Genomic DNA, 14,815 nt, shown 5'->3' on the forward strand with positions numbered 1-14,815 from the left:
GAGACCGGCGCGTCTCTCTTCTTTATTTTAATTTCTATTTAAATCCTTCAGGCAAAATATATTGCCCCGTAAGCGGATCAAGGTAGACTTCCTGTTCCGGAACTCTGTTTCTTCTGCTTTGGGCTCCTGCATCTATTGCCACACCAATGACGCCACCGATCAAACCTCCGGCCATGACACCGATCATGGCACCATTGGATGATTCGGGAAAGAGTTCTGCTTTTTTCACCTCGATAAAAAGGCCTTTATCACTTTTTAAAATTTCAGCATAGCCTACAGGAATAATTTTATAGGCGACGCCATTCTGTACAAACGCATAGAAACGCCGGATAGCCGTTTTATCTTCTCCATTTACAGCTTTGGTCACGACTCCTTTATTATTGGTTTCCAACACGAAGCCTGGCTCAGGACGGTGGTTGAAAAAACTCTGATGGTCCTTATAAACTCCATCCTTCAATACATCAGCTTTCAGAATATCGAGTTTATCCGTAAGTACATCATTATACCGCGGAAGATCCTCTTCCGAAACACTTATTTCCCAGGCTTCCTTTTTATATGAATCTTCTAAAAAGTCTGAAATGATCATGGTGAATTTTCTCGCTAAGTTCTGAGCCACAAACGGATTAACCCGGGAGGATACGGTAGTTACCGTATCTTTTCTGTAGAGGAAATGGTATCCGTCTGCTTTTTTTATAAAGGTACTTGCCCTAAAATGAAGCTTCCCGACAGTCGATTTTTCTTTCTGCTCATCTGAAATTTTAAGATTTTCAAGCAGAAGAACCAGATCATTTTTTCCCTGCGTTGCCTTGGATTCTCCCACCCAATCCTGAATATCTTTCACCGCATCATGTGCGAATGCTACAGTCACTTCTTTGCTGTGATCCATAATGGTTCCGATATTTTTGTCAGAACGCTGATCAATCACGGTAAAAGTCCTGATGAAATTCTTATTGTCTTTAGGAGGTCTTGATAAATTGACGAGTTCTGTTTTCTGGGCAGACAAAAAGGCTGATAACAGCAAGAATATTGATAGTTTCTTCATTGTTTAATTTTATGATTGGCAGTCTTCAAACTTACGCAAATGTAAGCAATTGATAAAATGGGAAAGGAATATTTTTGAGCAGCCATGCTGTGAAGGACTCTTCTAATTAAAATTTAATTATTTAGGTTACTTAAAAACTGAAATGATTACTCATATTGAAGATCGTACTCTCCTGTCATCGGATCAATACAGATTTCCTGTTCCAGATATATGCTTTGTGGCTTTGGCTTTTCCATCAGGGCATCTGCAATTCCCCCGACCAGGCCGAACATCATCCCCAGTTTTAGATTGTATTGTGGCGGAAAGAGAGTTTCAGGCTTTGTCCGGAGATAAAATCCGTTTTCCTTTTTGTGCAGTTTCTGGAACCCGCTAAAGGTATTTTTATATGCCTCCCCGTTTTCGACATAAATAAATATTTTATGAGACGGTATTTTTTTCTTTTTACCATTCTCCGTTTTCACTGCCCTGTCTAATGTCCCACCTTCAAATCTTTCGAGGATATAATTTCCTTCTTCAGGCAATTGTTTGAAAAATGAATTATAATCAAGATAAATTCCGTCTTTTAATTGTTCATTGGTAAAGGCCAAGAAATGGTTTACGTAATTTTGATAATCAGATACGTCAGTAGGATTTAGATCATATTTCAATGGTTTTGCCTTAAAGGTTTTTTCAAAATATAAAGAGAGGATATGATGCAAATTTTTCACCATAACATCAGAGACATCTTTATGGCTGAACCTGAAAATAGTGTCTTTTTTATACAGGAAACGGTAGGTGTCCCCATCTTTTACAAAACTTTGTAAGGAAAAGTTCATCGTTCCGATATTTTTCTTTTCTCCTGTTTCTTTAACAGAAAATCTGAGATCATTGATAACAAAAACCAGATCCTGTTTACCGCCTTTCAGATTACTTTTCCGGTACCAGTCAGTAAGATCTTCAGTAATGCCGTTTTGAAAAGATACTTCTTTCATTAGTTTGTCTTCTCCGAAAGGCAGAATTCCGATTGTCTTGTCTTTTCTGTTATCAATAACCTGTAGGGTATTGTAGTCTCCTTCCCCATTATTCGGAATGTTTCCTTTAAGCTTTATAAATTCTTTATCCTGGGCAAAAGAAAAAACGGTAATAAAGAACGCTATAACCGATAAAAAATTTTTCATGATTATATAATTATTTTGTGAAAACATATCCTCCCGTTAAAGAATCGATATACACATCGGTTTCCAATGTAGACTTATACCCTATTCCAATCATAGCTCCATTGTTTGAACTGGATGCCGAATCAATAGCCGCACCGATTAATGCACCAACAAAACCACCGGCTATTCCTCCTACAAATGCACCTCCGGTTTTAACTTCCAGGAAAAGGTTCACTCGCGAAGAATGAATATAAAATCCTTTTTCATTTTTATGCATTTCATCGAAACCGACGGGTGTCAATTTATAAGCTTTTCCTCCTTCCACATAACCGTACATTTCAGAAAGGGAGACCTGCATGCCATTACGTATCAATCTCACTACTTTTCCTTTTTTATTTTTTTCCGTATTGTATTCAGGATTCGGTTCCTGATTGTAGAAGCTTTTAAAGTTCGGATACACCCCGTCTTTCAGTTCAAGATTATTGAATGCTCTGTAATTTTTTGCAAGATAAGCATCATAATTACTGATTTCATTTTCAGGAATATAAGAACTTGTAACATTTAAAAGGTAAGAAGTCCTGATGAAATCTGTAATGATATCCGAAATTCTGGGAACGAGGAACCGTTGCGGATGCGCCGTTATCTTCGGATTAGAGACCATTACATTATCGAAACGGTTGATGAAATAATAACGGCTGTTTCTTTTGAGGAAGCCTGAAATTCTGATTTTCACTTTTGCATAGGGAAAATCTTTATTTTCATCCTGCTCGTCATAGGCTTTCAGATCTTCTAAAATGATGACAATATCATTTGTTCCCACTTTTTTGTTATCGCTGACGAAACGGTTTTCAAGGTGGCTTTTAAGATCACTGTCTTCGAATCTGATTTCTACTTTTTCCTCTTTATCGGTAAGAGTTCCGATGGTTTTGTCGGGTCTTGCATCGATGAAGGTAAGCGAATGGGTTCGGGAATTTTTGTCTTTAAGATTTTGATCCAGCCTGATGAATTCCTGTTTCTGGGCAACCATTAAACCTGAGAATGTAAGCATAAGAATCAAAGCAATATTTTTCATGATCATAATTTGATGCAAAAATAGAAATTAGTTTAACATTAAACGACCCTCACAATAAATTGCAAGGGTCGTCCAACATTAAAAAAATAAACTATTATGGGTTTTGCCTCTGTCTTGGCAAATTGCCGCTGTTGTTTCCGTGAGGTTTCCTTTCATTCACCTTATCTCTCATCATTCCCTCGGATTGAAACAGCTTTAAGACCTTCTGGCAAGGAATGATCTGCTGCATCTTATCAGCATACTTCTTTCTGTTATCCAGCAGCCTCTGCCCTACTTCAAAGCTCTGCTGCAGTTTGGCTTTGGCTTCTTCATCCGACAAGGTCTCAGGATTGAAGTTGGAATTAAACTGGCTTTTGATCTGTTTCTGACTTTCCAGGTATTCGTTGTAGACATCCGTAAAGTCTTCTTTATCACTTGGATCGATATCCAGGTTTTCCATCACCATATTGTTCCTGAACTGGGTAAGAAGCTTTTTTCTTTCATCCGGCGAAAGATTATTTATTACTTCCTTTCTCTGCTTAGGGTCCATCCTCTTCCAGTCATAATCTGTTTTTTGGGCATTTAAGCCAAAACCATAAATCATAAAAAGGGTAAACAATATCTTTTTCATCTTCTTCTTTAATTATATAAATCCAGATATACGTCCTGTGTAGAATTGCTTGCCAATTCTGAGATTTCAGAATTTGAGAAGGAATCCAGATAGTCGTTCATCTGAGCTTCATCCTGTTTCGAAACGGTCTGTCCGGTTTTGGCTGCCGTTTGCTTATCAGTTTTTGCCTGAGGTTTATTCTGTGCTACAGACTTTTTATTTTTTTGGCTTTCGTTATTTTGATGATCATTTTCAACAGAAGTTAAATCCGATTTCAAAGTTTCATAAGCCTTTTCACTTTCCGTTTCCGGCTGTTGGTTTTGTACCGTGTAGGCTACCGCTACATTGGGATCATCCGCATTGCCGTCGTTATTGAAAACAAAAGTCGCTCCAAAAATCAAAGCCAGAGATGCTGCCGCTGCGTAAGCCCAGTTGATCTTGAAAATCGGCGCTTTTTTACGAGGAAATACCTTATTTATGACGTGATCCTGAATATCTTCAAATACGTTTTCAGAAACTGTATAAATATTCTTACGTTCCAGTTTTTCCAGGTCAAAATCATTTACTCCGCTCAATACTTTCGCCTGAATATTATCAAATAAATTATCAGGTGCCGTATAAATATTTTTGCGTTCTAATTTTTCTATATCGAACTCTTTCATTTCAGTTTCTCAAAAATTATCTTCGTAATTTTCCTTTATATACTCTTCTATCTTCTGTTTGGCATAATGATAATTCGTCTTTAGCGTACCTACGGACATATCCACGATTTTGGATATTTCCTCGTACGGCAGATCGTCATAATACCGCATCATAAATACCAGTTTCTGCTTTTCGGGCAGGCTTTGTATGGCTTTCTGAAGCAGGATCTGTATCTCTTCGGCATCACCGCCGGCATTATCTGCCACCAGGTTCTGCATATGGTATTCGGGGTCTTCATCGGTCTTCTGCATTCTTTTAAGCTTATTCACCTGCTGCAACGCTTCATTGGTTGCGATTCTATACAGCCAGGTATAGAGCTGGCTATCGTTTTTAAACTGGTGAAAATTCTGATAAGCTTTAATAAATGTTTCCTGCAAAGTGTCCTGAGCAAGATCTCCGTCCACAATAATTCTTCTTATGTGCCAATACAGTCTGCTTTGATAAGCATCCATCAAAGCACGCACTCCTTTTTCCTGAGTACGTGGATTTTGCATCAACGAAATAATTTCCGCGTCTTTAATCTTCATAAGATGCTTTCATTGTTTGGATTACAAAAATAGCTGAAAGTTAAAATACTTATTCAATTTTTAGTCCAATATACTATTTTTTTACAAAAGCAACATCCGGAATTTTAATAAACGGTATAGCAAGGTTTTGCATTTTCCCTTTTATAATCAATGTTATGTTAAATTCAACACTTTCAGCGACAACTGATTTCCGGAGAAATAAAATATTATCTTTGTTGTATGCAAACTGTAATTATCGGATCCGGAAATGTAGCTTATCATCTGGCAAAGGCATTGGTGGAAAATAAAATTCCGCCGGCCCAGATTTTCGGCAGGAATGAAAAAGAGCTGAAAGCAATTTCACAAGAACTAAATATTCCTTATTCAACTAAAAACTTAGTCGATTCGGATATTTATCTTATCTGTGTAAGTGATCATGCCGTAGAAGATGTTTCTGAACTCATTGCTAAAAAAGACAGCGTGGTAGCTCATACTTCGGGTTCGCTTCCTATTGATATTTTAAAAGGAGATTACAGAAAAGCTGTTTTCTATCCGTTGCAGACTTTTTCCAAATTAAAGAAGATTGAATATTCAAAAATTCCTTTTTTTATTGAAGCTGAAAATGAAGAAGACCGAAAGGTTTTGTTTGAGCTTGCTTCAGCAATTTCAGAAAATGTCATGGAAAGCACCTATGAAAAGAGAAAATATATCCACCTGACGGCAGTTTTTGCCTGTAATTTTGTAAACCATTTATTTTCTAGGGCAAAAGAAATTTCAGATTCCCAGGAAATTCCGTTTGATTATTTCCTGCCGTTAATTGATGAGACGGTCCGGAAAATTCATGAAATCGAACCTAAGTCTGCACAAACCGGGCCTGCCGTAAGAAACGACAGGAGAATCCTTGAACTGCATGAGAAGCTTCTGAAAGACGAAAGCCTGGCAATTTATAAAACAATGAATCATTCAATTCAGAAAATGTATGAGCTATAAAGAGAAATTAAAAGATATCAAAGCATTCGTATTCGATGTGGACGGCGTATTTACGGACGGCAGTGTGTACCTGATGCCCGGCGGAAATATGAGCAGGGTAATGAATGTCCTGGACGGCTATGCAGTGGTGAAAGCTTTAAAAAACAATTATCTGATCGGGGTGATTACGGGCGGCAATGATGAGATGGTAAAACACCGGATCAATTATCTCGGTATTGAAGATTATTATCCGAAATCACATGATAAGCTAGCCGATTTTGAAGATTTTAAATTAAAATATCATCTTACCAATGAAGAGATTTTAACGATGGGTGATGATATCCCGGATCTTCACATCCTGAGGGCATCGGCTATTTCAGCCTGTCCTGAAAATGCAGTTCCAGAGATCAAAGCGGTTTCCGATTATATTTCTCCCATCAAAGGCGGAAGTGGTGCCGTACGCGATGTCATCGAACAGGTGATGAAAGTGCAGGGGAAATGGCACGATGATAATACCCAATCTATTTAATATATTGAAGATGAGATTATTATTAGCCTCCCAGTCGCCCAGGCGAAAAGAATTATTGGCAAGCTTAGGTTTCGAATTTGAAGTGGTAAAAATCGACTGTGAGGAAATTGTCCCGGAACACATTGGTGTGGGGGAGTCCGCCGCTTATCTCTCTGAGCTGAAAGCATCGGCATTCCGCAAACTGGAAGGAGAGGAGGTATTACTTACCGCCGATACGGTTGTAGCAATTGATAACCAATTTCTCGGCAAACCGAAAGATGAGGAAGAGGCCAGACAGATGCTGAACCTTCTTTCAGGAAAGACCCACCAGGTGTATACAGGAATTACCATTAAAACGTTAGAAAAAACGTTTACGGAAACGGATGTTGCAGAAGTTGAATTTGATGAGCTTACGGAAGAAGAGATAGAGTATTACATCCGGAAATACCATCCTTTCGACAAAGCGGGAAGTTACGGGATCCAGGAGTGGCTCGGAATGGCAAAGATCAGGAGAATCAACGGCAGCTTTTATACCATTATGGGACTTCCTACCCATTTGGTTTACAAAATTTTGAAGGAAATATAACGGGTTTCCCCATAAAATTTTATTATTTTTACAAAATCATCAAAATGCTTATAATAAAAAGCAGATTAGAGAGTTATATTGAATAATGAAAAAGAATATTTTATTCCTTTTGGTATTGTGTATCGTTGTTTCCTGTGGCACGAAGGTGAAAAAACCGGAGCAGCGGTCTAAGTTCATGAAAGGATTTACTACCTACTACAACACTTTATTTAATGCAAAAGATGCCTTAGATACAGAGTTTGAAACACGGGACAAAGCCCATAAAGATAATTTTTATGCGCCTTATATTCCTATTCTTACCTACGAAGACCAGCCTTTGGGAAGCGATCTGGGACAGTCTACAGCCTTTGCGGAAAATTCGATGAAGATGGGTGAACTGAACCGCCCCGACCAAAATAACAGCCAGAGAGGCGGGCTTCCGGGAATGCCATCCGGAATGCCGGGTAACCCAATGTCGGGAGGACCGGGAATGCCATCAGGAGATCCGGGCCAGCCAGACCAGAAAGGCGCTTCAATTCTGGAAATTGCAGAAGCAAAAGCACTGAAAGCAATCAACAAATATTCGGTAATTAAAAACGGAGAAGAAAAGAACAAACAGATTTTTGATGCTTACATGATTCTCGCACAGGCAAGAATCTACAGAGGAAAATCGTTGGAAGCCCTGGATGCGTTGAATTATGTATTTACCCACATGAAAGATGATAAAAGGCTTCCTCTGGCAAGAATTTACCAGGGTCTGGCTTATGATCAGATCAAGAATTACCACAAAGCCCATGAGACTTTTGCTAAATTAAAGAGTGAAAAAATTGCCAAGCAATATGAAAAATTATTAAGCATTTACTATTCCGAATCTTTACTGGATGCCGGAAAAAAAGAAGATGCGGTGCGCGAGCTTGATAATGCATTTGAGCTTAACGATAACAGAAAACTGAAAAGCAGAATTGCCTATCTGCGAGGACAGGTACTTGAAAGCCTTAACCAGAATGACAAAGCCAGGGAAAGCTTTATGGCAGCCTATAAATATGCCAATGATTTTGAGTTTGAGGTAAAATCGCAAATCGAAATTGCCAAAACATTCAACGGAAACGGAGATTACAGCGGTGCCAGAAAATACCTTGAAGACATTAGCAAGAAAGGGACTTACGGATCCCGGAAAAACGAATTTTATTATGCTTTGGGCTTAATGGCAAACAAAGCCGGAAAAAAGGATGAAGCGCAGGAATATTTCAGAAAATCCCTGAAGGAAAAGGTTTCCGATGGCCAGGTGCGCGGTCTTACGTACTATGAAATAGGGAAGGGTTACCTCGATAAAAACGATTATATCGGTGCCGGAGCTTATTATGATTCCGCTTTGGCGGTAATGACCTACGAGCCTTCGAAAGTACTTCTGGCAGACCAGTCGGTTTACATCAAAAAGATTTCAAAAAATTATTATCTGATCAAGAAAAACGACAGTATTCTGAACCTGGCGAAGATGACCCCGGAGCAGAAAACTGATTTTTTCTCGAAATATATTGCTAAAATCAAGGCCAAAGAAGAGAAGGAAGAACTGGAAAGGAGACGGGCTGAAAGAAGCAAAGGTTTTGACACCGGTGATTACAGTGCCACCTCAATTTTTGCCAACAGCTCCAATTCTTTTGAGGATTTCGGAGTGGCGACAAAAGGGTTTTATTTCAGCAATACCGGTACGGTTTCTAAAGGAGCCCAAACCTTCAAACAGACCTGGGGCGATCGTGCCCTGATCGATAACTGGCGTTTTTCCAAAAAAATGACCACGCTTGATGATATGAAAAGCGATGCACTTGGTACAACGGCTGCACCGAACCCGAGACGTTTCGAACCCGCGTTTTATATCGAACAGATTCCTACCGACATGGCGAAGCTTGACCAGCTGAAAAAAGACCGGGATACCGCTTCTCTGGGTCTTGGGGTGATGTATCAGAATTATTTTACCAATACCCCTTTAGCAACAAAAACCCTGTACGACCTGGTAGACGTAAAACCTGAAGAAAAAGTAATGCTGCAGGCACTGTACGAGATTTTTGCCATGAATTATGAAAAGAATCCTCAGGCTGCCGACCGAGCCAAGCAGATCTTATTGAAAGATTATCCCTATACTTCGTATGCAGAGTTTGCGAGAAACCCGAAAAGTAATTCTTTCGTGAAATCTTCCGGAGATGTGGAAAGCCAGTATAAGCAGGCTTTTGCCTTGTATGAATCTGAAAAGTTCGGGGAAAGCAAGGATATTATCGATAAAACCATCCAACAGTACCCCAAGGATGCCCTCGTTCCTAAATTATACTTACTGAATGCCTTCAATTCAGGAAAGACAAGTGGGAAAGAAGTGATGATTCTTCAACTGGAGCAGATTGCCCTCAACTACGGTAAAACCCCGGAAGGAGAAAAAGCCAAAGAAATGCTCAATTACCTTAAAAGCGACCTGACCTTCCAGGCGACAGATAATAAGGGAAATGCGGTATCTCAAAACGCCGTTAATACCAATGCTCCTGAACAGCAGCTGCAGTTCAACGGAAAAGGTTCAAAAGGAATACCTCCGAAGCCGATGCAAGACCAGATGATGAACAACTCCACACCGATGCAGCCTGTAAACGGAAACAGCAACCGGAGAAGGTCAAACAATAATAACAATCAGCAGTTGCAGCCAACGAGTCAGATGCCTGCAAAACCACAATAAAAATAAAAGCGAAGATTATTCTTCGCTTTTATTTTTTTTCTTTACACCGTGGAAATCTTTGAGATAAAAGGGCTCAAAATAGGCCACATCCTCGAATTCTTTCCTTTGTATCTTTTCCAGTGTTCTCTTTACCAGATACTGAGCGGAAGGGTAGACCTCATCATTAAAGTCGGCATCCGGCAGCTGCAATATTTCTCTTGCTTTCATTGCGCCGTCTCCCACAAAAAGTATTTTTTTGTCTTTGTATTCTTCAAAAGAAGTTTCATCTAAAATTTTTGCTTCGGTTTCCGAAATCTCGTCTCCGTTTCTGCCGTCATATACTGCCGTATAGACCTCCATTCTCCTTGCATCGATCAAAGGGATAATATAATCGTAGTTCTGGCCTAAAAAGGGCTCCAGCATGCTTTCCATAGAATTAACGGCAATTAGCGGAACGTTTAGCCCGTAACAGAACCCTTTGGCTGATGATGCCCCGATTCGAAGACCCGTGTAAGAACCCGGCCCTTTCCCGAGAGAAACGGCTTCAATATCTTTCATTGAAATGCCGGCCCCTTCCAAGGCCCATTCTACAAAAATATGAAGGCTCTCCGATTGTTTGTAGTTTTCAGAAACCTCCTCTGTTACACACAGCATCTTTTCATCATCTGAAATGGCTACCGAGCAGTTTTTCGAAGAAGTTTCAAGATATAAGATTTTCATTTTTTTACAGGTAATGATTTAACAGTTCAGCAATTGTATCATCAACGGATTGCTTGGTCACTGCAAAGGTAAAGCATTATTTTGAGACTATTTTCTGTAAATGGTTCTTGGTTCTGCCTGCGCGGCAGGGTAGATCGTCATATCTGAAATACAGACATGCTTTGGGGCATTGATGCAGTACGCAATGGAATCTGCAATATCTTCAGCTTTTAAAGGTTCATATCCTGCGTAGACGGTTGCTGCTCTTTCACTGTCTCCTTTAAACCTTACCATGGAAAAATCTGTTTCCACTGCGCCCGGCTGAATGTTGGTTACTTTAATTCCGAATTCCGTCAGTTCGATTCTCATTCCCTCGGAAATTACGTCCACCGCTTTTTTGGTTGCACAATATACCACACCATTGGCATAGGTCTGCCTGGCTGCTACTGAACTAATATTTACGATATGTCCGGAATTTCTCTCTTTCATTCCCGGGATAACCATTTTCGAAACATAAAGCAAGCCTTTTACATTTCCGTCGATCATCGAATCCCAATCTTCTGTCTTTCCGGCAGAAAGAGGATCCAGCCCATGTGCATTTCCTGCATTATTAATCAGCACATCAATCTGCTTCCAGTTTTCCGGCAGAGAACCGATGGCTGCTTCGACTTCTCCCAGATTCCTGACATCAAACTTTAAACTAAATATTTCGGTTAATTTTGATAATTCTGACTGTACCGATTCCAGTACTTCCGTTCTTCTTCCGCAGATGATAATCCGGTGTCCCTGTTTTGCCAGCAGCTCAGCGGTTGATTTTCCTATTCCGGAAGTTGCTCCGGTTATTAATATTGTTTTCATTTATTTATTCGATTATATTCTTCTTTGTAATTTTTTTCATGACAGCGGTGTAGATCCAGAATTCAACCCAAGGGATAATCATCAGGATGATCCATATGATCACGAGACCTTCCGCAATTGTTTTAAACTGCGTCTTCAAAACCATGAGGAACAGGTTCTGTATTTTTTCAACAATGGAGTTTTCAATATCCTCCGAGTTAAGCACTAGCAGCTTTTTCATGATTGTATCAAATTCATGATAGGAGAGGTCTCCGGTCATTTTCGTATTCGGGACGGCATAGAGAATGCCATATAAAACCATTGAATTGATCTGATCTCCATACTGTGCGGCGAGCCAAGAAGCGATCCTGTTTTTCGGCTGATCCAACAGCTTATATTTTGTGTTATATGCCTGGACAATATCTTCTATTCTGATTTTCACATTTTTATTATTCCGGTTTACTTCGGAAACTACCGATCTTACTCCTTCAATAAATTCAATTCTTTCACGAGGATCCGTAAAAACAGAACCCATACTTGAGTGGTATACCTGTGAGGATATCGCGTAGCTGTCTTTTTTCAATGCTTCGTAAGAACCCCAGAAGAGACCTACCTTTAATGAAAAAATGATGTTAATCATAAAAATGGCCGGAATATAAAGCTTTACCAGCCAGTTGTAGTATTTCTGCTTACGGGAAAATGCTTTATATTTTCTCATGAACAGCGTTAAAAGCACACTTATGAGCAGACCCGTAACCAAACAGCCTGAGCAATAAGTAATGATGGTAAGCGGATAATTTTTAATGATGTAAAGGATGGCGGTATAAATGCTGTCCCAATCTAAATTTTTCATACTCAGTACTCAGTTGGCATCAAATGCTTCAAAAGCATCGGTTATATGGTTGATGATCATATTTTTTTCTTTATCTGGAAGAACAGAAATGATGTCGAACCTTACTTCCTGATCTCTGTTGAATTCTTCCATGAAATGATTGGCAGCAGTAACCAGCAGCTTTATTTTGGTTTTGGTCACTGCTTCCTGAGGCAGCATAAAAGCATCGGTGGAACGGGCTTTTACTTCAATAATAACAGTTAAATTGTCTTTTTCGGCAATAATATCGATTTCTGCTTTCTGATACCGGAAATTCCGTACCAGAATGGTATACCCGTTTTTCTGTAAATGGGTAACTGCTAAGTCTTCTGCTGTTTTACCTAAATCGTTGTGATCTGCCATTATATCATTTAAAATTTAATACTTTAAATTATGACTAATCCTCTTGTTGAATTAATTTTTCATAGCTTTCCGACAGCCATTCTGTAATTTCTTTATGAAATTTTTTAAACAATAATTCCTGTGCAGTTTTCAAAAATTCGGCATTAAAAATATAAGGGCTTACATTAATCCAATATTTTTTTCCTCTTAAATAGAAGTCATAACTTTCCTGCCTTACATCCGAAGGAGTATACTGTTTCTTTTGCTCTTCTGATAATGCGGGGTAAAATGTTTTAAGTTCAAATTCCGGATATGAAATCAATTCTTCTAAAATATTCTTAAGTTTTAAGGGCAAATTTCCTTTCAGAAGATTTTCCCGTCTCATTGACCTTCCGTATTCTTCGGTGAATTTAACATTTGTGTCGGGCTTTTTATACCAGAAAATTGTTGTTTCGAAATTAAAAATATTACTTATTTTAAGATTAATTCTTTTAATTTCATCACTCAAACCGGGACTGAAATGATACTCGACAATTAAATTTTCCATATTAAAACTCAATCTTAACCTTGTCTTTAACCTTCATATTTATATTCCCGCCAATAATCAATGGCCGGTTGTCTTTAATATGCCCATTCGGAAAACCGAAAACCGCCGGGAAATCATATGTTGAAATCCGTTCCGAAATCAGCTGGTACGCAAAATCATCAAAGCTTTCCTCGTATTGCTTATTTTCTTTTTCATCACCCATATTCGTCATTCCCCCGATAATCAAACCTGAGATTTTTGTAAAGACACCAGCCAATTCCAGGCTCATGATCATCCGGTCGAGTGCATAGAAGTTTTCGCCTATATCTTCAATAAAGAGAATCTTATCTTTGAAATCAAAAGAATATTTGGTGCCCAGCAACGCGTAGATAAGAGCTAGATTTCCCCCAACCAATTCTCCCTTGACAGAGCCCGATTTATTATTTTGATGTGGTTTTAGATTGTATTCCGGCAGGCTGCCGTTTAGAATATCAAAAATAAGGTCATAACTTTCCTCTGTTACTCCGAAGCTTGACGTTTTGACGGTTTGTCCGTGAATCGATGCGAAATCTTTCTTCAGCAGATAACTCTGGATGACGGTATTATCGGAATATCCGATATACCATTTGGGATTTTTAATAAAACCCTTAAGATTTAGGCCATTAAGCAAATGCTGACACCCATATCCACCTCTGGAAGCCCAGACAGCGGAAATTTCACTGTCATTCAGTGCCCAGTTCATATCTTTCAATCTTTCCTGTTCAGTGCCCGCATAATTATAGCCATTCGAAAATTTCGTATAAAGATTTTCTCCTAGAACCGGTTCATAGCCTCTGTTCCGGATCATTTCGATCCCTTTTTCGAGTTGAGAAGGATCTACGGATCCTGCCGGCGAAATTATCGCTATTTTATCCCCTTTTTCAAGGCTTTCAGGAAAGATAATATCTGTCATTTGGTGCGTTGGTATTTGATTTCGGTTTTTTCCGCTTCTTCCAGTCTTTTATCAAACTGATTGAATTTTTTAAAACTCTGCAAAAAGATAAAAAAGCTGAATATGATCAGGATTCCTCCCACGATTCTCCTGATTCTATTGGCCAGGCTTTGGGTCAGTTTATCGTGGAACTGCTTGGCCAGAAATATTTTAGCGAGATCTATAAAAAGGTATGTCCCGATAACAATGCCGATGTATAAAATAAAATTGCCGGTATCCGGATACTGATTTCTTACGGAAATCACCGTTACCAGCCAGAAAAGAATGACGCCGACATTGAGGAGATTAAAGAAAAAACCATTAATAAAAGTCTTGAAGTAATTCTGGTTCATAAATTTTTCCTCGCCGGGAATATGCATCTTGGTTTTCGTGACCATCATCACAATCCCGTAAACGAGGATCAGGATGGCCGTAATCCGGTAAAAACCGGGATGCTTATCGATCAGCGTTACAATATCCGCACTGGCATAGTAGGCTGCCAGAATGCAGAGCAGGTCTGCAGAAATGACACCCAGATCCAATGCCAAAGCATGCCTCGGGCCTCTGGAAAAGCTGGTTTCTATCAGAAGGAAAAAGATTGGCCCTATAAAAACCAGACTCAGCATGAATCCCAATACGATGGCAGATAATATAAGTTCGAACATTCAGTGGTGTTTTTCGATGAAAAAATTCATGTATTTATACAAATTTAAACTTTATGTTTTAAAAAGCAAACAGGAAATTGAATTTGGTTCGCTGGTAACGAAACTTATATCCGCTGAAATC

General features: G+C 39.1%; 17 protein-coding genes. 4 read left to right on the forward strand and 13 right to left on the reverse strand.

Annotated elements, in window-relative coordinates; all coding sequences use genetic code 11:
• Positions 1 to 34: 34 nt before the first annotated feature.
• The 6 genes from QE422_RS02020 to QE422_RS02045 form a co-directional block, all read right to left on the reverse strand.
• Positions 35 to 1,042, reverse strand: a complete 1,008-nt coding sequence (locus tag QE422_RS02020; protein ID WP_307454769.1) for a hypothetical protein — start codon at positions 1,040 to 1,042, stop codon at positions 35 to 37.
• 146 nt (positions 1,043 to 1,188) lie between these two features.
• Positions 1,189 to 2,199 (reverse strand): hypothetical protein, encoded by a 1,011-nt coding sequence (locus QE422_RS02025; RefSeq protein WP_307454771.1) that lies wholly within the window; start codon positions 2,197 to 2,199, stop codon positions 1,189 to 1,191.
• Between the two features lie 10 nt (positions 2,200 to 2,209).
• Positions 2,210 to 3,250: a hypothetical protein gene (locus QE422_RS02030; RefSeq protein WP_307454773.1), complete on the reverse strand. Its 1,041-nt coding sequence runs from the start codon at positions 3,248 to 3,250 to the stop codon at positions 2,210 to 2,212.
• A gap of 94 nt (positions 3,251 to 3,344) precedes the next feature.
• The gene (locus QE422_RS02035) at positions 3,345 to 3,860 is read right to left on the reverse strand and encodes a hypothetical protein (protein WP_307454775.1); all 516 of its coding nucleotides are present in this window, start codon (positions 3,858 to 3,860) and stop codon (positions 3,345 to 3,347) included.
• A gap of 8 nt (positions 3,861 to 3,868) precedes the next feature.
• Positions 3,869 to 4,501, reverse strand: a complete 633-nt coding sequence (locus QE422_RS02040; RefSeq protein ID WP_307454777.1) for a hypothetical protein — start codon at positions 4,499 to 4,501, stop codon at positions 3,869 to 3,871.
• Between the two features lie 9 nt (positions 4,502 to 4,510).
• A complete protein-coding gene (locus tag QE422_RS02045; protein ID WP_307454779.1) occupies positions 4,511 to 5,068 on the reverse strand; it encodes an RNA polymerase sigma factor in 558 nt (185 codons plus the stop codon).
• A 219-nt stretch (positions 5,069 to 5,287) separates the two neighbouring features.
• On the opposite strand from QE422_RS02045, the gene QE422_RS02050 reads away from it, so the two are divergent.
• The 4 genes from QE422_RS02050 (at position 5,288) to QE422_RS02065 (ending at position 9,805) form a co-directional block, all read left to right on the forward strand.
• Positions 5,288 to 6,037, forward strand: a complete 750-nt coding sequence (locus tag QE422_RS02050) for a Rossmann-like and DUF2520 domain-containing protein (protein ID WP_307454781.1) — start codon at positions 5,288 to 5,290, stop codon at positions 6,035 to 6,037.
• Entirely contained in the window at positions 6,027 to 6,545 is a 519-nt protein-coding gene (locus QE422_RS02055; protein WP_307454783.1) for an HAD family hydrolase, read from the forward strand. Before QE422_RS02050 ends, QE422_RS02055 begins: the two co-directional genes overlap by 11 nt.
• Before the next feature lie 10 nt (positions 6,546 to 6,555).
• Complete coding sequence (locus QE422_RS02060; RefSeq protein WP_307454785.1) at positions 6,556 to 7,110, forward strand: nucleoside triphosphate pyrophosphatase; 555 nt, start codon at positions 6,556 to 6,558, stop codon at positions 7,108 to 7,110.
• 85 nt (positions 7,111 to 7,195) lie between these two features.
• Positions 7,196 to 9,805 (forward strand): lipopolysaccharide assembly protein LapB, encoded by a 2,610-nt coding sequence (locus QE422_RS02065; protein WP_307454786.1) that lies wholly within the window; start codon positions 7,196 to 7,198, stop codon positions 9,803 to 9,805.
• 15 nt (positions 9,806 to 9,820) lie between these two features.
• Here the strand turns inward: QE422_RS02065 and tsaB are convergent, their stop codons facing one another.
• From tsaB to QE422_RS02100, 7 genes are all read right to left on the reverse strand, one after another.
• Positions 9,821 to 10,504, reverse strand: coding sequence for a tRNA (adenosine(37)-N6)-threonylcarbamoyltransferase complex dimerization subunit type 1 TsaB (tsaB, locus tag QE422_RS02070; protein ID WP_307454787.1), 684 nt, complete (start codon positions 10,502 to 10,504; stop codon positions 9,821 to 9,823).
• Positions 10,505 to 10,591: 87 nt separating this feature from the next.
• Positions 10,592 to 11,341: an SDR family NAD(P)-dependent oxidoreductase gene (locus QE422_RS02075; RefSeq protein WP_307454788.1), complete on the reverse strand. Its 750-nt coding sequence runs from the start codon at positions 11,339 to 11,341 to the stop codon at positions 10,592 to 10,594.
• Between the two features lie 4 nt (positions 11,342 to 11,345).
• Positions 11,346 to 12,173 carry a hypothetical protein gene (locus QE422_RS02080; RefSeq protein ID WP_307454789.1) on the reverse strand — a complete coding sequence of 276 codons (828 nt, stop codon included), beginning with the start codon at positions 12,171 to 12,173 and terminating at the stop codon, positions 11,346 to 11,348.
• Positions 12,174 to 12,182: 9 nt separating this feature from the next.
• Positions 12,183 to 12,554 carry a YraN family protein gene (locus tag QE422_RS02085; RefSeq protein WP_307454790.1) on the reverse strand — a complete coding sequence of 124 codons (372 nt, stop codon included), beginning with the start codon at positions 12,552 to 12,554 and terminating at the stop codon, positions 12,183 to 12,185.
• Positions 12,555 to 12,588: 34 nt separating this feature from the next.
• Complete coding sequence (locus QE422_RS02090; protein ID WP_307454791.1) at positions 12,589 to 13,080, reverse strand: hypothetical protein; 492 nt, start codon at positions 13,078 to 13,080, stop codon at positions 12,589 to 12,591.
• A gap of 1 nt (position 13,081) precedes the next feature.
• Entirely contained in the window at positions 13,082 to 14,011 is a 930-nt protein-coding gene (locus QE422_RS02095) for an LD-carboxypeptidase (RefSeq protein WP_307454792.1), read from the reverse strand.
• Positions 14,008 to 14,694 carry a LysE family translocator gene (locus tag QE422_RS02100; RefSeq protein WP_307454793.1) on the reverse strand — a complete coding sequence of 229 codons (687 nt, stop codon included), beginning with the start codon at positions 14,692 to 14,694 and terminating at the stop codon, positions 14,008 to 14,010. The genes QE422_RS02095 and QE422_RS02100 overlap by 4 nt, the downstream gene beginning before the upstream one ends.
• Positions 14,695 to 14,815 lie beyond the last annotated feature (121 nt).

The sequence above is a fragment of the Chryseobacterium sp. SORGH_AS_0447 genome, assembly GCF_030818695.1.
Taxonomy (GTDB): domain Bacteria; phylum Bacteroidota; class Bacteroidia; order Flavobacteriales; family Weeksellaceae; genus Chryseobacterium.